General features: G+C 70.9%; 11 protein-coding genes. 7 read left to right on the top strand and 4 right to left on the bottom strand.

Annotated elements, in window-relative coordinates; genetic code table 11:
• Nucleotides 1-74 precede the first annotated feature (74 nt).
• The 4 genes from sucC (at nt 75) to odhB (ending at nt 6,543) form a co-directional block, all read left to right on the top strand.
• A complete protein-coding gene (gene sucC / locus CR162_RS05080) occupies nt 75-1,271 on the top strand; it encodes an ADP-forming succinate--CoA ligase subunit beta (RefSeq protein ID WP_099094461.1) in 1,197 nt (398 codons plus the stop codon).
• A gap of 1 nt (nt 1,272) precedes the next feature.
• Complete coding sequence (gene sucD / locus CR162_RS05075) at nt 1,273-2,163, top strand: succinate--CoA ligase subunit alpha (protein ID WP_099094460.1); 891 nt, start codon at nt 1,273-1,275, stop codon at nt 2,161-2,163.
• Nucleotides 2,164-2,365: 202 nt separating this feature from the next.
• Nucleotides 2,366-5,251: a 2-oxoglutarate dehydrogenase E1 component gene (locus tag CR162_RS05070; protein WP_099094551.1), complete on the top strand. Its 2,886-nt coding sequence runs from the start codon at nt 2,366-2,368 to the stop codon at nt 5,249-5,251.
• Nucleotides 5,252-5,292: 41 nt separating this feature from the next.
• Nucleotides 5,293-6,543: a 2-oxoglutarate dehydrogenase complex dihydrolipoyllysine-residue succinyltransferase gene (odhB, locus tag CR162_RS05065; protein ID WP_099094459.1), complete on the top strand. Its 1,251-nt coding sequence runs from the start codon at nt 5,293-5,295 to the stop codon at nt 6,541-6,543.
• Between the two features lie 63 nt (nt 6,544-6,606).
• On the opposite strand, the gene CR162_RS05060 is transcribed toward odhB, so the two are convergent.
• The gene (locus CR162_RS05060; protein WP_099094458.1) at nt 6,607-7,599 is read right to left on the bottom strand and encodes a tripartite tricarboxylate transporter substrate binding protein; all 993 of its coding nucleotides are present in this window, start codon (nt 7,597-7,599) and stop codon (nt 6,607-6,609) included.
• A 246-nt stretch (nt 7,600-7,845) separates the two neighbouring features.
• Here CR162_RS05060 and lpdA point away from each other — a divergent pair, with 246 nt between their 5' ends.
• The 3 genes from lpdA (at nt 7,846) to CR162_RS05045 (ending at nt 10,380) form a co-directional block, all read left to right on the top strand.
• The gene (lpdA, locus tag CR162_RS05055; protein WP_099094457.1) at nt 7,846-9,237 is read left to right on the top strand and encodes a dihydrolipoyl dehydrogenase; all 1,392 of its coding nucleotides are present in this window, start codon (nt 7,846-7,848) and stop codon (nt 9,235-9,237) included.
• Between the two features lie 85 nt (nt 9,238-9,322).
• Nucleotides 9,323-10,066 carry a YoaK family protein gene (locus CR162_RS05050; RefSeq protein ID WP_367604092.1) on the top strand — a complete coding sequence of 248 codons (744 nt, stop codon included), beginning with the start codon at nt 9,323-9,325 and terminating at the stop codon, nt 10,064-10,066.
• Nucleotides 10,063-10,380: a PGPGW domain-containing protein gene (locus CR162_RS05045; protein ID WP_141563073.1), complete on the top strand. Its 318-nt coding sequence runs from the start codon at nt 10,063-10,065 to the stop codon at nt 10,378-10,380. The genes CR162_RS05050 and CR162_RS05045 overlap by 4 nt, the downstream gene beginning before the upstream one ends.
• Nucleotides 10,381-10,396: 16 nt before the next feature.
• Here the strand turns inward: CR162_RS05045 and CR162_RS05040 are convergent, their stop codons facing one another.
• From CR162_RS05040 to fsa, 3 genes are read right to left on the bottom strand one after another with little or no spacing between them, the layout of a single operon-like run.
• Nucleotides 10,397-11,308: a tyrosine recombinase XerC gene (locus CR162_RS05040; protein ID WP_099094455.1), complete on the bottom strand. Its 912-nt coding sequence runs from the start codon at nt 11,306-11,308 to the stop codon at nt 10,397-10,399.
• A gap of 11 nt (nt 11,309-11,319) precedes the next feature.
• Nucleotides 11,320-11,919, bottom strand: coding sequence for a hypothetical protein (locus CR162_RS05035; RefSeq protein WP_099094454.1), 600 nt, complete (start codon nt 11,917-11,919; stop codon nt 11,320-11,322).
• A gap of 32 nt (nt 11,920-11,951) precedes the next feature.
• Nucleotides 11,952-12,608 (bottom strand): fructose-6-phosphate aldolase, encoded by a 657-nt coding sequence (gene fsa / locus CR162_RS05030; protein WP_099094453.1) that lies wholly within the window; start codon nt 12,606-12,608, stop codon nt 11,952-11,954.
• Nucleotides 12,609-12,769: the final 161 nt, after the last annotated feature.

Genomic DNA, 12,769 nt, shown 5'->3' with positions numbered 1-12,769 from the left:
GGCCGGGGCGGGGTCGCCCTGGCCGTTTCCATCCGGCCGCGCCCCGGCCGTCCAGCCCAGCGAAGGGTGAGCGGATGAACATTCACGAGTATCAGGGCAAGGAACTGCTGCGCCGCTATGGCGTCGCGGTGCTCGACGGCCATGTGGCCTGGACCGCCGAGGAGGCGGCCGAGGCGGCGCGCAAGCTGCCCGGGCCTGTCTATGTGGTGAAGAGCCAGATCCATGCCGGCGGGCGTGGCGCCGGCCGCTTCGCGGAGGACCCGAACGGCAAGGGCGGCGTGCGCGTCGTCAAGTCGGTCGAGGACGTGCGCGCGGCGGCCGAGGCGATGATCGGCAAGACCCTCGTCACCAAGCAGACCGGCCCGGCCGGCAAGGTGGTGAGCCGGGTCTATGTCGAGGATGGCTGCGACATCAAGCGCGAGCTGTACCTCTCCCTGCTGGTGGACCGCGACACCTCCCGCATCGTCATCATGGCGTCGACCGAAGGCGGCATGGAGATCGAGGAGGTCGCCGAGCACCACCCGGAGAAGATCCTGAAGGCGGCGATCGACCCGGCCTCGGGCATCTCGGGCTTCCATTGCCGCAAGCTGGCCTTCGGCCTCGGCCTGGAAGGCAAGCAGGTCGCCTCCTTCACCAAGTTCGTCACGGCCATGTACCAGGCCTTCGTCGAGCTGGACTGCGCCATCGTCGAGATCAACCCGCTGGTGGTGACCGGCGCCGGCGAGATCGTGGCGCTCGACGCCAAGGTGTCCTTCGACGACAACGCGCTGTTCCGCCACAAGGACCTCGAGGCCCTGCGCGACGACAGCGAGATGGACCCGAAGGAGCTGGAGGCCGTCAAGAACGACCTGAACTATGTGGCGCTCGACGGCGAGATCGGCTGCATGGTGAACGGCGCGGGCCTCGCGATGTCCACCATGGACATCATCAAGCTCTACGGCTCCTCCCCCGCCAACTTCCTCGATGTGGGCGGCACGGCGACGGCCGAGCGCGTCACCGAGGCGTTCCGGATCATCACCTCCGACAGCAACGTCAAGGCGATCCTGGTCAACATCTTCGGCGGCATCGCCAAGTGCGACATGATCGCGACCGGCGTGGTGCAGGCGGCCAAGAACCTGACCCTGTCCGTGCCGCTGGTGGTGCGCCTCGAAGGCACCAATGTGGAGCTCGGCAAGAAGATCCTGGCCGAGAGCGGCCTGAAGATCATCCCCGCCGACAACCTGGCCGACGCCGCCGAGAAGGTGGTCCGCGCCGTGAAGGGAGCCAACTGAGATGGCCATCCTCGTCGACGCGAACACCAAGGTGATGACCCAGGGCTTCACCGGCTCCCAGGGCACCTTCCACGCCGAGCAGGGCATCGCCTACGGCTCGAACTACGTGGGCGGCGTGACCCCGGGCAAGGGCGGGCAGACGCATCTGGGCCTGCCGGTGTTCAACACCGTGGCCGAGTGCGTGGAGGCCACGGGCGCCAACGCCTCCGTCATCTACGTGCCGCCGCCCTTCGCCGCCGACAGCATCCTGGAGGCGATCGACGCCGAGGTGCCGCTGATCATCTGCATCACCGAGGGCATCCCGGTGCTGGACATGGTCAAGGTCAAGCGCGCCCTGTCCGGCTCGAAGTCCCGCCTGATCGGGCCGAACTGCCCGGGCGTGATCACGCCGGACGCCTGCAAGATCGGCATCATGCCGGGCCACATCCACAAGCGCGGCTCGGTCGGCATCGTGTCCCGCTCGGGCACGCTGACCTATGAGGCGGTGGCGCAGACCACGGCGGCGGGCCTCGGCCAGTCCACCTGCGTCGGCATCGGCGGCGACCCGGTGAAGGGCACCGACTTCACCGAGGTTCTGGAGATGTTCCTGGCCGACCCCGAGACGCAGTCGATCATCATGATCGGCGAGATCGGCGGCCAGAGCGAGATCCAGGCGGCCGAGTTCCTGGGCCGCGAGAACCGGCCGGGCTCGGCCAACTACAAGCCCGTGGTCGGCTTCATCGCCGGCGCGACCGCCCCTCCGGGCCGTCGCATGGGCCATGCCGGCGCCGTGATCTCGGGCGGCAAGGACACCGCGGAAGCCAAGATGAACGCCATGCGCGAGGCGGGCATCCATGTGGCCGAGAGCCCCGCGGCGCTGGGCTCGACCATGGTGAAGGCCCTGCGCGGCTGATGCCGGAACGGTCGCGACAAGGGGAGCCGGGCCAACCGGGCGGGTCTGCCATGCAGCCCCGTCGGTGCTGGCTCCCATGCCGCGACTTTAACCTCTATGTTAACCAGCGCCGTCCCTATATCGGGGACGGCGCTGCGTTTTGTGACGCCGGGTAGTGAAATGTGCCGCCGCGCCCGTTCGAGGTGCGGGCGAGGAGGAGATGATGGCCGGTATCGATATCCTGGCAAGCGCGATGACGGGGGCGAACGCCACCTTCCTCGCCGACCTGTATGCGCGCTGGGTGGAGAATCCGGACAGCGTGGACGTCTCCTTCCAGGAGCTGTTCGCGGCGCTGAACGATGACGCCCGCGCCGTGCTGCACGATGCCACCGGCGCCTCCTGGGCGCCCCGCCCGCGCGGCGGCTTCGCGCCCGAGCCCGAGGCGCCCAGGGCCGACCCGAAGAAGGGGGGCAAGCCTGCCGCCCCCGCCGCCGCCGATCCCGCTGCCTCGCGCCAGCAGGTGCTGGATGCGATCCGCGCCCTGATGCTGATCCGCGCCTACCGCGTGCGCGGCCATCTGGAGGCGCAGCTCGATCCGCTCGGCCTGCAGCAGGCCAAGCCGCATCCGGAGCTGGACCCCAAGACCTACGGCTTCACCGACGCCGACCTCGACCGCCCCATCTTCATCAACAAGGTGCTGGGCAAGGAAACCGCGACGCTGCGCGAGATCATGCAGATCCTGCGCGCGACCTATTGCGGGCCGATCGGCGTCGAGTTCATGCACATCCAGGACCCGGAGCAGAAGTCCTGGATCCAGCAGCGCATCGAGGGCGCGCCCTGGGGCCGCGCCTTTGACGGCCAGGCCCGCCGCACCATCCTGCAGCAGCTGACCGAGGCGGAGGGCTTCGAGGCCTTCTGCGCCCGCAAGTATGTGGGCACCAAGCGCTTCGGGCTGGAGGGCGGCGAGGTCACCATCCCGGCGCTGCAGGCCATCATCGAGACGGTGGCGGGGCTCGGCGTCAGCGAGATCGCCATCGGCATGCCGCACCGCGGCCGGCTGAACACGCTGGTCAACGTGGTGAAGAAGCCCTTCACGCAGGTCTTCTCCGAGTTCAAGGGCAACCCGGCCCACCCGGACGACGTCCAGGGCTCGGGCGACGTGAAGTACCATCTCGGCACCTCGACCGACATCGAGATCAACGGCCGCCAGGTCCACCTCTCGCTGCAGCCCAACCCGTCCCACCTCGAGGCGGTGGACCCGGTGGTGGTGGGCAAGGTGCGCGCGCGCCAGGACATGGCGGGCGACACCAAGAGCCGCCGCTCGGTCATGGGCATCCTGCTGCATGGCGACGCCGCCTTCGCCGGCCAGGGCCTGGTCTATGAGACCCTGGCGATGAGCCAGCTCATCGGCTACCGCACCGGCGGCACGGTGCATGTGGTGGTGAACAACCAGATCGGCTTCACCACCGTGCCGCTGCACGCCTATTCGGGCCTCTACTGCACCGACGTCGCCAAGTCGGTCCAGGCGCCCATCCTGCACGTCAACGGCGACGAGCCGGAGGCGGTGGTGTTCTGCGCCCGGCTCGCGGCCGAGTACCGCATGCAGTTCGGCGCCGACATCGTGCTCGACATCGTCTGCTACCGCCGCCACGGCCACAACGAGACGGACGAGCCCGCCTTCACCCAGCCCGCCATGTATGGCCGGATCCGGGAGATGAAGACGACCCGCACCAAGTATGCCGAGGCGCTCGCCGCCTCCGGCGCCGTGCCGGCCGAGGACGGCAAGGCGATGCTGGACGCCTTCAACGCCCGCCTGGAGGAGGCCTACCAGGCCGCGCAGACCTTCAAGCCCAACAAGGCGGACTGGCTGGAAGGCCACTGGGCCGGCCTCAAGGCCGCGGGCTCGGATGACGAGGAGAAGGAGGACGGCACCGCCGTCGACCTCGCCACGCTGCGCGAGGTGGGCGGCGCGCTCTCCCGCGTGCCGGAGGGCTTCAACGCCAACTCCAAGATCGTCCGCCAGCTCGAGGCCAAGAAGAACGCCATCGAGACGGGCGAGGGGATCGACTGGGCGACCGGCGAGGCGCTGGCCTTCGGCACCCTGCTGCTGGAGGGCCACCGCGTCCGCCTCTCGGGCGAGGATGTGCAGCGCGGCACCTTCAGCCACCGCCATTGCGTGCTGGTCGACCAGCGGAACCAGGCGGAATACATGCCGCTGAACAACATCCGCGAGGGTCAGGCGCGGATGGAGGCGTTCAACTCGCTGCTGTCCGAGATGGGCGTGCTGGGCTTCGACTACGGCTACACCCTGGCCGACCCGCAGACCCTGGTGCTGTGGGAGGCGCAGTTCGGCGACTTCGCCAATGGCGCGCAGGTCATCATCGACCAGTTCATCGCCAGCGCCGAGACCAAGTGGCTGCGCATGTCCGGCCTCGTGATGCTGCTGCCGCACGGCTATGAGGGGCAGGGGCCGGAGCATTCCTCGGCGCGCCTGGAGCGCTACCTGCAGCTCTGCGCCGAGCGCAACATGGCGGTGTGCAACTTCACCACGCCGGCCAACTACTTCCACGCCCTGCGCCGGCAGCTGAAGCGCAACTACCGCAAGCCGCTGGTGGTGATGACGCCGAAGTCGCTGCTGCGCCACAAGCTGGCGGTCAGCAGCCTGTCCGAGTTCGCGCCCGGCTCCACCTTCCGCACCGTGATCCCCGAGACCGACGCGATCGCGCCGTCCGAGAAGGTGAAGCGCGTCGTGCTCTGCACCGGCAAGGTCTATTACGACCTGCTGCAGGAGCGCCGCGACAAGGGCGTGCAGGACGTGGCCATCGCCCGGATGGAGCAGATCCATCCCTTCCCGCGCATCAGCCTCGCCAAGGTGCTGGCCGAGTACAAGAACGCCGAGGTGGTGTGGTGCCAGGAGGAGCCCGAGAACATGGGCGCCTGGACCTTCGTTGACCGGCGCATCGAAAAGGTGCTGAAGGATCTCGGCATCAAGGCCAAGCGGCCGGACTATGTCGGCCGTGCCGAGGCGGCGAGCCCCGCCACGGGCCTTGCCAAGGTCCATCAGCAGCAGCAGGAGGCCCTGGTGCGCGAAGCGCTGGGCCTCAACTGACCCATTCCTGAGCATCGCACCGGCAAGAAGGCGACGGCAGAATGACCGAAATTGTGGTGCCCACACTGGGCGAGAGCGTGTCCACCGCGACTGTGGCGAAGTGGATGAAGAAGGCCGGTGAGGCGGTTGCGGCCGACGAGCCGCTGGTGGAGCTGGAAACCGACAAGGTCACGGTCGAGGTCAACGCGCCTTCCGCCGGCGTGCTGGAGTCGATCGCGGCCGATGAGGGCGCCGAGGTGGAGCCGGGCGCCGTGCTCGGCGTGATCGGCGCGGGCGATGGCAAGGCCGCCGCGCCGAAGCCCGCCGCCGACAAGGCCGCGAGCCCGGCCGCGGCCCCCGCCGCCGCGCCCTCCGGCCCCAAGGTGGAGGCGCCGCGCGCCGAGACCGGGCCGGGGGGCCGCCCCGGCGTCGGCCACGCGCCGCTGCCCGCCGCCGCCAAGATGATGGCTGAGAACAACGTGTCGGCCGAGCAGATCGGCGCCGGCACTGCGAAGGACGGCCGCATCAGCAAGGGCGACGTGCAGTCCTTCCTGGCCCGCCCGGCGCCCGAGGCGGCCAAGCCCGCCGCGCCCAAGGCCCCACGCGCCCTGGAAGGCGGCGAGGAGCGGGTGAAGATGACCCGCCTGCGCAAGACCATCGCCAACCGGCTGAAGGAGGCGCAGAACACCGCCGCCATGCTCACCACCTTCAACGAGGTGGACATGGGCGCGGTGATGGCGCTGCGCAACGAGTACAAGGACGTGTTCGAGAAGAAGCAGGGCACCAAGCTCGGCTTCATGTCCTTCTTCGTGAAGGCCTGCGTCGCGGCGCTGAAGGAGTTCCCGGCGGTCAACGCCGAGATCGACGGCGACGACATCGTCTACAAGAACTTCGTGCACATGGGCATCGCGGTGGGTGGCCCGTCCGGCCTCGTCGTGCCGGTGCTGAAGAACGCCGACCAGATGTCCTTCGCCGAGATCGAGAAGTCGATCGCGGGCTTCGGCCGCAAGGCGCGCGATGGGCAGCTGAAGCTGGACGAGCTTTCGGGCGGCTCCTTCACCATCACCAATGGCGGCATCTACGGCTCGCTGATGTCGACGCCGATCCTGAACCCGCCGCAGTCGGGCATCCTGGGCATGCACAAGATCCAGGAGCGCCCGATGGTGGTGGGCGGCAAGATCGAGATCCGCCCGATGATGTACCTGGCGCTCTCCTACGACCACCGCATCGTGGACGGGAAGGAGGCGGTGTCCTTCCTGGTGCGCGTGAAGGAGAGCATCGAGGATCCGCGCCGGCTGATGCTGGACATCTGATCCGGCTGCTCCGCGTTGGAGTGAGGAGCGGGGGCCGCATCATGCGGCCCCCGCTTCGCGTTCTCAGCTGTCGATGCTGAGGTTGAGGCGGGTCACCATCTCCTTCTCATAGGCGGCGCGCCGCACCGTGAAGTCCCGGTAGGCCTCGGTGTCGAGGTAGTTCAGCGGCATGTCCCACTTCTCGCGGATCGCCGTGTTCTCCGGGCTGAGCAGCGCCGCCTTCAGCGCGTCGTGCAGCACCCGCACCACGCCGGGGTCCATGCCCTTCGGCCCGGCGATGCCATAGGGCGAGGTGACGGCGAGATCGATGCCGAGGTCGCGCAGCGTCGGCACGTCGGGGAAGCGCTTGGCGCGCTCGGGCGACCAGACGCAGAGCAGGCGGAACTGCCCCGCCTCCACCTGCGGCACCCAGGCCGAGCTGTCGGCGATGCTGTCGATCTGCCCGCCCAGCATCGCCGTCACCCCCTCCGTGCTGCCGCGGAAGGGCACATGCGTCAGCTGGATGCCGAGGCGCGTGCAGATGTCCTCCATGGCCAGGTGGTTGGTGGTGCCGATGCCGCTGGTGGAATAGGTCATCATCCCTGGCCGCGCCTTGGCCGCGGCCACGTAGTCGGCCCAGCTCTTGATCGGGCTGTCGGCGCGCACCACCACGCCGAACAGCCAGCCGGTGAGGCCGATGACGGGGGTGAAGTCCTCCACCGGGTGCCAGGACTTCGCCTTGGTCAGGAAGGGGTGGCGGATCACCGAGAGGTGGTGCTGCGCCAGGGTGTAGCCATCGGGGGCGGCCTGCAGCAGCGCCTGCGCGGCGAGCAGCCCGCGCGCGCCGGAGCGGTTCTCGATGACGATCGGCTGCCCCAGCGTCCGGGTGGCGAGGTCGGCCAGGGAGCGGAGCTGCGCATCGGCCGAGCCGCCGGGCGGCCAGGGGATCATCAGCCGGATCTGCCGGCTGGGGAAGCCCTGCGCCAGGGCGGGGCGCGCCAGGGCGCCGGCGGCCATGCCCGCCGCCAGCGCCAGGGCGCCACGGCGTGGCCATGCTCGGTTGGAACCAGTCACCATTCTTCATTTCTCCCCTGGGCGGGGCTTCATCCTGGCCCCGGCCCGCCGGCGAGCGTGGCAGAGGCGGCAGGCGGCTGGCAACAATCCAGACGGGAAACGGCCCCTGCGCACAAGGCGCCGCATGCGGGGGCGGGAGGGCAGCCGCGCGCGCCGCAGGGCCGGCCGGGCCACGCTGCCCCTTGCCCGATGGCGCCGGGCAGGCCAGTTTGCCCGTCACATTCCATTGCCAAGCAGGACTTTTGCCCCATGTCCGACAGCTTCGACGTGATCGTGATCGGCGCCGGCCCCGGCGGTTATGTCTGCGCCATCCGCGCCGCGCAGCTCGGGCTCAAGGTGGCCTGCGTCGAGAAGCGCGAGACGCTGGGCGGCACCTGCCTGAACGTCGGCTGCATCCCATCCAAGGCGCTGCTGCAATCCTCGGAAAGCTTCGAGGAGACGAAGCACAAATTCGCCGAGCACGGCATCATCGTCGAGGGCGTGAAGCTCGATCTCGCGCGCATGCAGGCGCGCAAGGGCGAGGTGGTGTCCGCCAACACCAAGGGCGTCGAGTTCCTCTTTAAGAAGAACAAGATCACCTGGCTGAAGGGCACCGGCAAGGTTGTCGCACCCGGCAAGGTCGAGGTCGCCGGCCAGACCTTTGAGACCAGGAACATCGTCATCGCCACCGGCTCGGACAGCGCGCCGCTGCGCGGCGTCGAGGTGGACGAGAAGCAGGTCGTCACCTCCACCGGCGCGCTGGAGCTGGAGAAGGTGCCGGGCCACCTCGTCGTCATCGGCGGCGGCGTGATCGGGCTGGAGCTGGGCTCCGTGTGGCGCCGCCTGGGCTCGGAGGTGACGGTGATCGAGTATCTCGACCGCCTCGCCCCCGGCATGGACGCCGAGACGGCCAAGCAGTTCGAGCGCGTGCTCGCCAAGCAGGGCATGAAGTTCAGGCTGAAGTCCAAGGTCACCGCCGCCGCCAAGTCGGCCGAGGGCGTGACCCTGACGGTGGAGCCCGCCGCCGGCGGCGCGGCCGAGGAGATCAAGGCGGACGTGGTGCTGCTGGCGATCGGCCGCCGCCCCTACACGGAGGGCCTGGGCCTGGCCGAGGTGGGCGTGGAGCTGGACGAGCGCGGCCGGGTGAAGACCGATGGCCACTTCGCCACCAACGTCCCCGGCATCTATGCCATCGGCGACGTCATCGCCGGCGCCATGCTGGCGCACAAGGCCGAGGATGAGGGCGTGGCTCTGGCCGAGATCCTGGCCGGGCAGGCCGGCCACGTGAACTACGGCGTCATTCCTGCCATCGTCTACACCTGGCCCGAGATCGCCAGCGTGGGCGAGACGGAGGAGGAGCTGAAGGCGCGCGGCCAGGCCTACAAGGTCGGCAAGTTCCCCTTCATGGCCAATGGCCGCGCCCGCGCCATGGGCGACGTGGACGGCTTCGTGAAGATCCTGGCCGACAAGGAGACGGACCGCGTGCTGGGCTGCCACATCCTGGGCCCGGATGCCGGCACGCTGATCGCCGAGGTGGCCATCGCCATGGAGTTCGGCGCCAGCGCCGAGGACGTGGCGCGCACCTGCCACGCCCACCCGACGCTGAACGAGGCGGTGAAGGAAGCCGCGCTGGCCGTGGACGGCCGGCCGCTGCACATCTGAGCGGGCGGCGCGGGTGGGCAAGCCTCGCCCGCGCGCCCGATCTTCTCGTCTCGGGTCTTCCCGTTTTGGGCCCTCGCGGCTCCGGCTGGTCCGCCGCCGGCTCGCCCGCCCTCTGCTTGTCCGCTGGTTCCGGGGCGGCGGGCTGAGCGAGGCGGGGCTCAGCCTCTGCCTTGCCGCCGTGGCGGGGGCGGTGAATGCCGGCGGCTTCCTGCTCGTCGGAGCCTATACCTCTCACATGTCCGGCATCGTCTCGGCCATGGCGGATCACCTGGTGCTCGGCGCCATGCCGGTGGTGCTGGCGGGGCTGCTGGCGCTGCTGGCCTTCACGGCGGGCGCCGGCGTCTCGGCCGTGCTGATCAACCGCGGGCGGCGGCGGGGGCGGCGCAACCCCTATCTCGTCCCGCTGCGGCTGGAGGCCGGGCTGCTGCTGGCCGGTGGCGGCGTGGGCTGGCTGGCGGCGCGCGAGGCCGGGGGCGTGCCGCCTGTGGCGCTGGCCACCCCGCTGCTGTGCTTCCTGATGGGGCTGCAGAACGCCACCATCACCAAGATCTCCGGCGCGCGGATGCGCACCACCCACATGACCGGCGTCATCACCGACATCGGCGTGGAGCTGGGCAAGCTGCTCTACTGGAACCGCGCCGGCCTGCTGGAAGGCCGCCCCTTCGTGCGGGCGGACCGCGCCAGGCTGCGGCTGCTGCTGGCGCTGCTCGGCAGCTTCTTCCTGGGCGGGGTGGCGGGGGCGGCGGGCTTCCTGGCGCTGGGCTTCGCCTTCTGCCTGCCGCTGGCGGCGCTGCTGATGCTGGCCGCGGAGGCCATGCGCTGCCCTTGAGGGAACGGCGCGGCAGCGCCATCTGCCCTGCCATGCTCGTCTACCGCCCTTCCTGGAAGCGCAAGATGGCCGGCTGGTCGCTTCTGGCGCTCGGCGTGGCCGGGCTGATCCTGCCGGTGATGAATGGCACGCTCTTCCTGCTGCTCGGGATCTTCGTGCTGCGCGAGCAGCATGCCTGGTCGCAGCGGGCGCTGGGCTGGTGCCATGCGCGCTGGCCCGCCCGGGTGGACAGCCTGGGCGCGCTGGAGAAGCAGATGGTGGAGCGCGGCCGGGGCTGGGCGGGGCGGCTGCGCTGGGGCTTCCGCCGCCCCTGATGGCGCCTGCAGCGCCTCAGCGGGCGCGGGGATGCGCCTTCTGCCAGGTTTCCAGCAGCTTCACGGAATCGACGCTGGTGTAGCGCTGGGTGGTGGACAGGCTGGCATGGCCCAGCAGTTCCTGGATGGCGCGCAGGTCGCCGCCCGCCCCCAGCAGGTGGGTGGCGAAGGAATGGCGCAGCGCGTGCGGCGTGGCGCTCTCGGGCAGGCCCACGAGGCGGCGATAGGTGCGCAGCGCCTTCTGCGCCACGCCGGGGTCCAGCCGGTCGCCGCGCGCGCCGAGAAAGAGCGGGTCGTCCGGCAGGGCGCCGCCGCGCAGCCGCAGATAAGCGGCAACCGCCTCGGCCACGGCGGGCAGCACCGGCACCAGCCGCTCCTTCTCCCCCTTGCCGAGGATGCGCAGCGCCTGCCCCGCCTTGGGCGCGTCCTTCACGTTGAGCGCCAGCCCCTCGGAGATGCGCAGGCCGCAGCCATAGAGCAGGGTGAACAGCGCCGTGTCGCGCGCCGAGAGGAGGGGGGTGTTCTCCACGTCGCCCGCCGCGCGCGAAACGTCGAGCGCCTGCTCGGGGGTCAGCGGGCGCGGGGCGGGGGGCACCACGCGAGGCCCGCGCAGCCCGGCGAGCGCCAGGGGCGGCAGGCCGTGGTGCCGCGCCAGGAAGCGCAGGAAGCCGCGTATGGCCGCGAGCTGCCGCGCGCGGGTGGCGTTGCCCACCCCGTCCCGCGTCGCCCGCTCGGCCAGGAAGGCGCGGAGGTCGGCCGGCCGCAGCGCGGCAAAGCTGGCCATGCTGGGCTCCTCGCCCTGGTGGCGGGTGAGGAAGTCGAGGAAGTCGGTCAGGTCGCCGCCATAGGCGACCAGGGTGTGGCGGCTGGCCCGGCGCTCGCGCGCCAGCCAGTCCAGCCAGAGCTGGCGTGCCTCGAAGCCGGTCATGGCGTCCTCGCTCATCGCAGCAGGGCGGCGGCCAGGGCGCGCGCCAGGAACAGCAGCTCAGGCCCCGCGCCCCGGGCCGGCAGGCCGGCCACGGCGCGGGCGCCCAGCACCAGCATGGCGGGGGCGCCGGGCAGGGGCAGGCGGGCCAGGGCGTCGCATTGCACCAGGCCGGCGGCCTCGGCGTGCAGCAGCGGCAGCTCGGTGGGGGAAGGGCGCACCCGCGCGTCGCGCCCCGCCGGCAGCAGCCGCGCCACCGTGCCGCGCGGCAGGCTCAGCCGGTGGGGGCGGGGCATGCCCTCATCGGCCAGGGCGCAGTGCTCGAGCCCCAGCAGGGCGGGCCATTCCTGGCTCACCGTCTCGGCCGGGTCGCGGCTCGGGATCAGCGCCAGCACGGCGGCGCGGGCACGGGCGGCGAAGCCCGCCCCCTCGCGCGCCGCCTCGGCCAGGTCGCGGCTGGCGGCGCGCTCGGTGGCCAGCATCGCCGCCATGTGGTCGGCCAGCTCCTCGCCATGCACGCGGCGGGGCGGCGCCAGCATCCGGTACAGCTCCGGCCGCTCGGCCAGGAAGCCGGGATGGGCGCGCAGCCAGGCGGCCACATCCTCGGGCGTCATGCCGGCCGGCCCCGCGCCGCTCCCATCTCCCCTCAGAGGATGCTCTGGCCGGTCTTCTTCCAGTCGGCCAGAAAGGCTTCCAGGCCGCGGTCGGTCAGCGGGTGCTTGATGAGCTGGCGGATCACGGCGGGGGGCAGGGTGGCGACGCCCGCGCCGAGCTTGGCCGCCTGCGCCAGGTGCAGCGGGTGGCGGATGGAGGCCACCAGCACCTCGGTCCGGATCGCCGGGTAGTTGCGGTAGATCTGCACGATGTCGGCGATGAGCTGCATGCCGTCCTGCGCCAGGTCGTCCAGCCGGCCGACGAAGGGCGAGATGTAGGTGGCGCCCGCCTTGGCCGCCAGCAGCGCCTGGGTGGGGGAGAAGCACAGCGTGACGTTGACCGGCGTGCCCTCGTCCGTGAGCGCCCGGCAGGTGCGCAGCCCCGCCTCGGTCAGCGGCACCTTCACCGCCACGTTCGGCGCGATGCCGCGCAGGAAGCGGCCCTCGGCCAGCATGGTCTCGTGGTCGGTGGCCGTCACCTCGGCGGAAACATGGCCGGGGGTGATGGCGCAGATCTCGGCGATCACCTCGGCCATGTTGCGGCCGGACTTGGCGATCAGCGACGGGTTGGTGGTGACGCCGTCCACCATGCCAAGCTCGGCGAGCGCGCGGATCTCGGACACCTCGGCGGTGTCGACGAAGAACTTCATGAGGCGGTTTCCTGTGGCGCGGCGGCGACGGGCGCCGGTTGCAAGGAGAAGGGGGTGCGCCCGGGGGGCGTGTCGCCCTATCTAGCGGATGGCGGGTGCCGAACGAAAGGCCGCCCGGGCGGAAGTGAGGTGCCGGCGGGCGGCGCCGCGGGAAGGTCTGG

It is taken from the genome of Teichococcus rhizosphaerae, from assembly GCF_002631185.1.
Taxonomy (GTDB): Bacteria; Pseudomonadota; Alphaproteobacteria; order Acetobacterales; family Acetobacteraceae; genus Pseudoroseomonas; species Pseudoroseomonas rhizosphaerae.
Note: the sequence above shows the minus strand (reverse complement) of the source record. Positions and strands in the feature narration are given on the sequence as shown.

What these genes read in the sequence shown, in the direction of transcription:
- lpdA (WP_099094457.1), top strand. Translation starts at nt 7,846, where the DNA reads ATGTCCGACAGCTTCGACGTGATCGTGATCGGCGCCGGCCCCGGCGGT.
- fsa (WP_099094453.1), bottom strand. Translation starts at nt 12,608, where the DNA reads ATGAAGTTCTTCGTCGACACCGCCGAGGTGTCCGAGATCCGCGCGCTC.
- odhB (WP_099094459.1), top strand. Translation starts at nt 5,293, where the DNA reads ATGACCGAAATTGTGGTGCCCACACTGGGCGAGAGCGTGTCCACCGCG.
- CR162_RS05070 (WP_099094551.1), top strand. Translation starts at nt 2,366, where the DNA reads ATGGCCGGTATCGATATCCTGGCAAGCGCGATGACGGGGGCGAACGCC.
- CR162_RS05040 (WP_099094455.1), bottom strand. Translation starts at nt 11,308, where the DNA reads ATGACCGGCTTCGAGGCACGCCAGCTCTGGCTGGACTGGCTGGCGCGC.
- sucC (WP_099094461.1), top strand. Translation starts at nt 75, where the DNA reads ATGAACATTCACGAGTATCAGGGCAAGGAACTGCTGCGCCGCTATGGC.
- CR162_RS05060 (WP_099094458.1), bottom strand. Translation starts at nt 7,599, where the DNA reads ATGGTGACTGGTTCCAACCGAGCATGGCCACGCCGTGGCGCCCTGGCG.
- sucD (WP_099094460.1), top strand. Translation starts at nt 1,273, where the DNA reads ATGGCCATCCTCGTCGACGCGAACACCAAGGTGATGACCCAGGGCTTC.
- CR162_RS05035 (WP_099094454.1), bottom strand. Translation starts at nt 11,919, where the DNA reads ATGACGCCCGAGGATGTGGCCGCCTGGCTGCGCGCCCATCCCGGCTTC.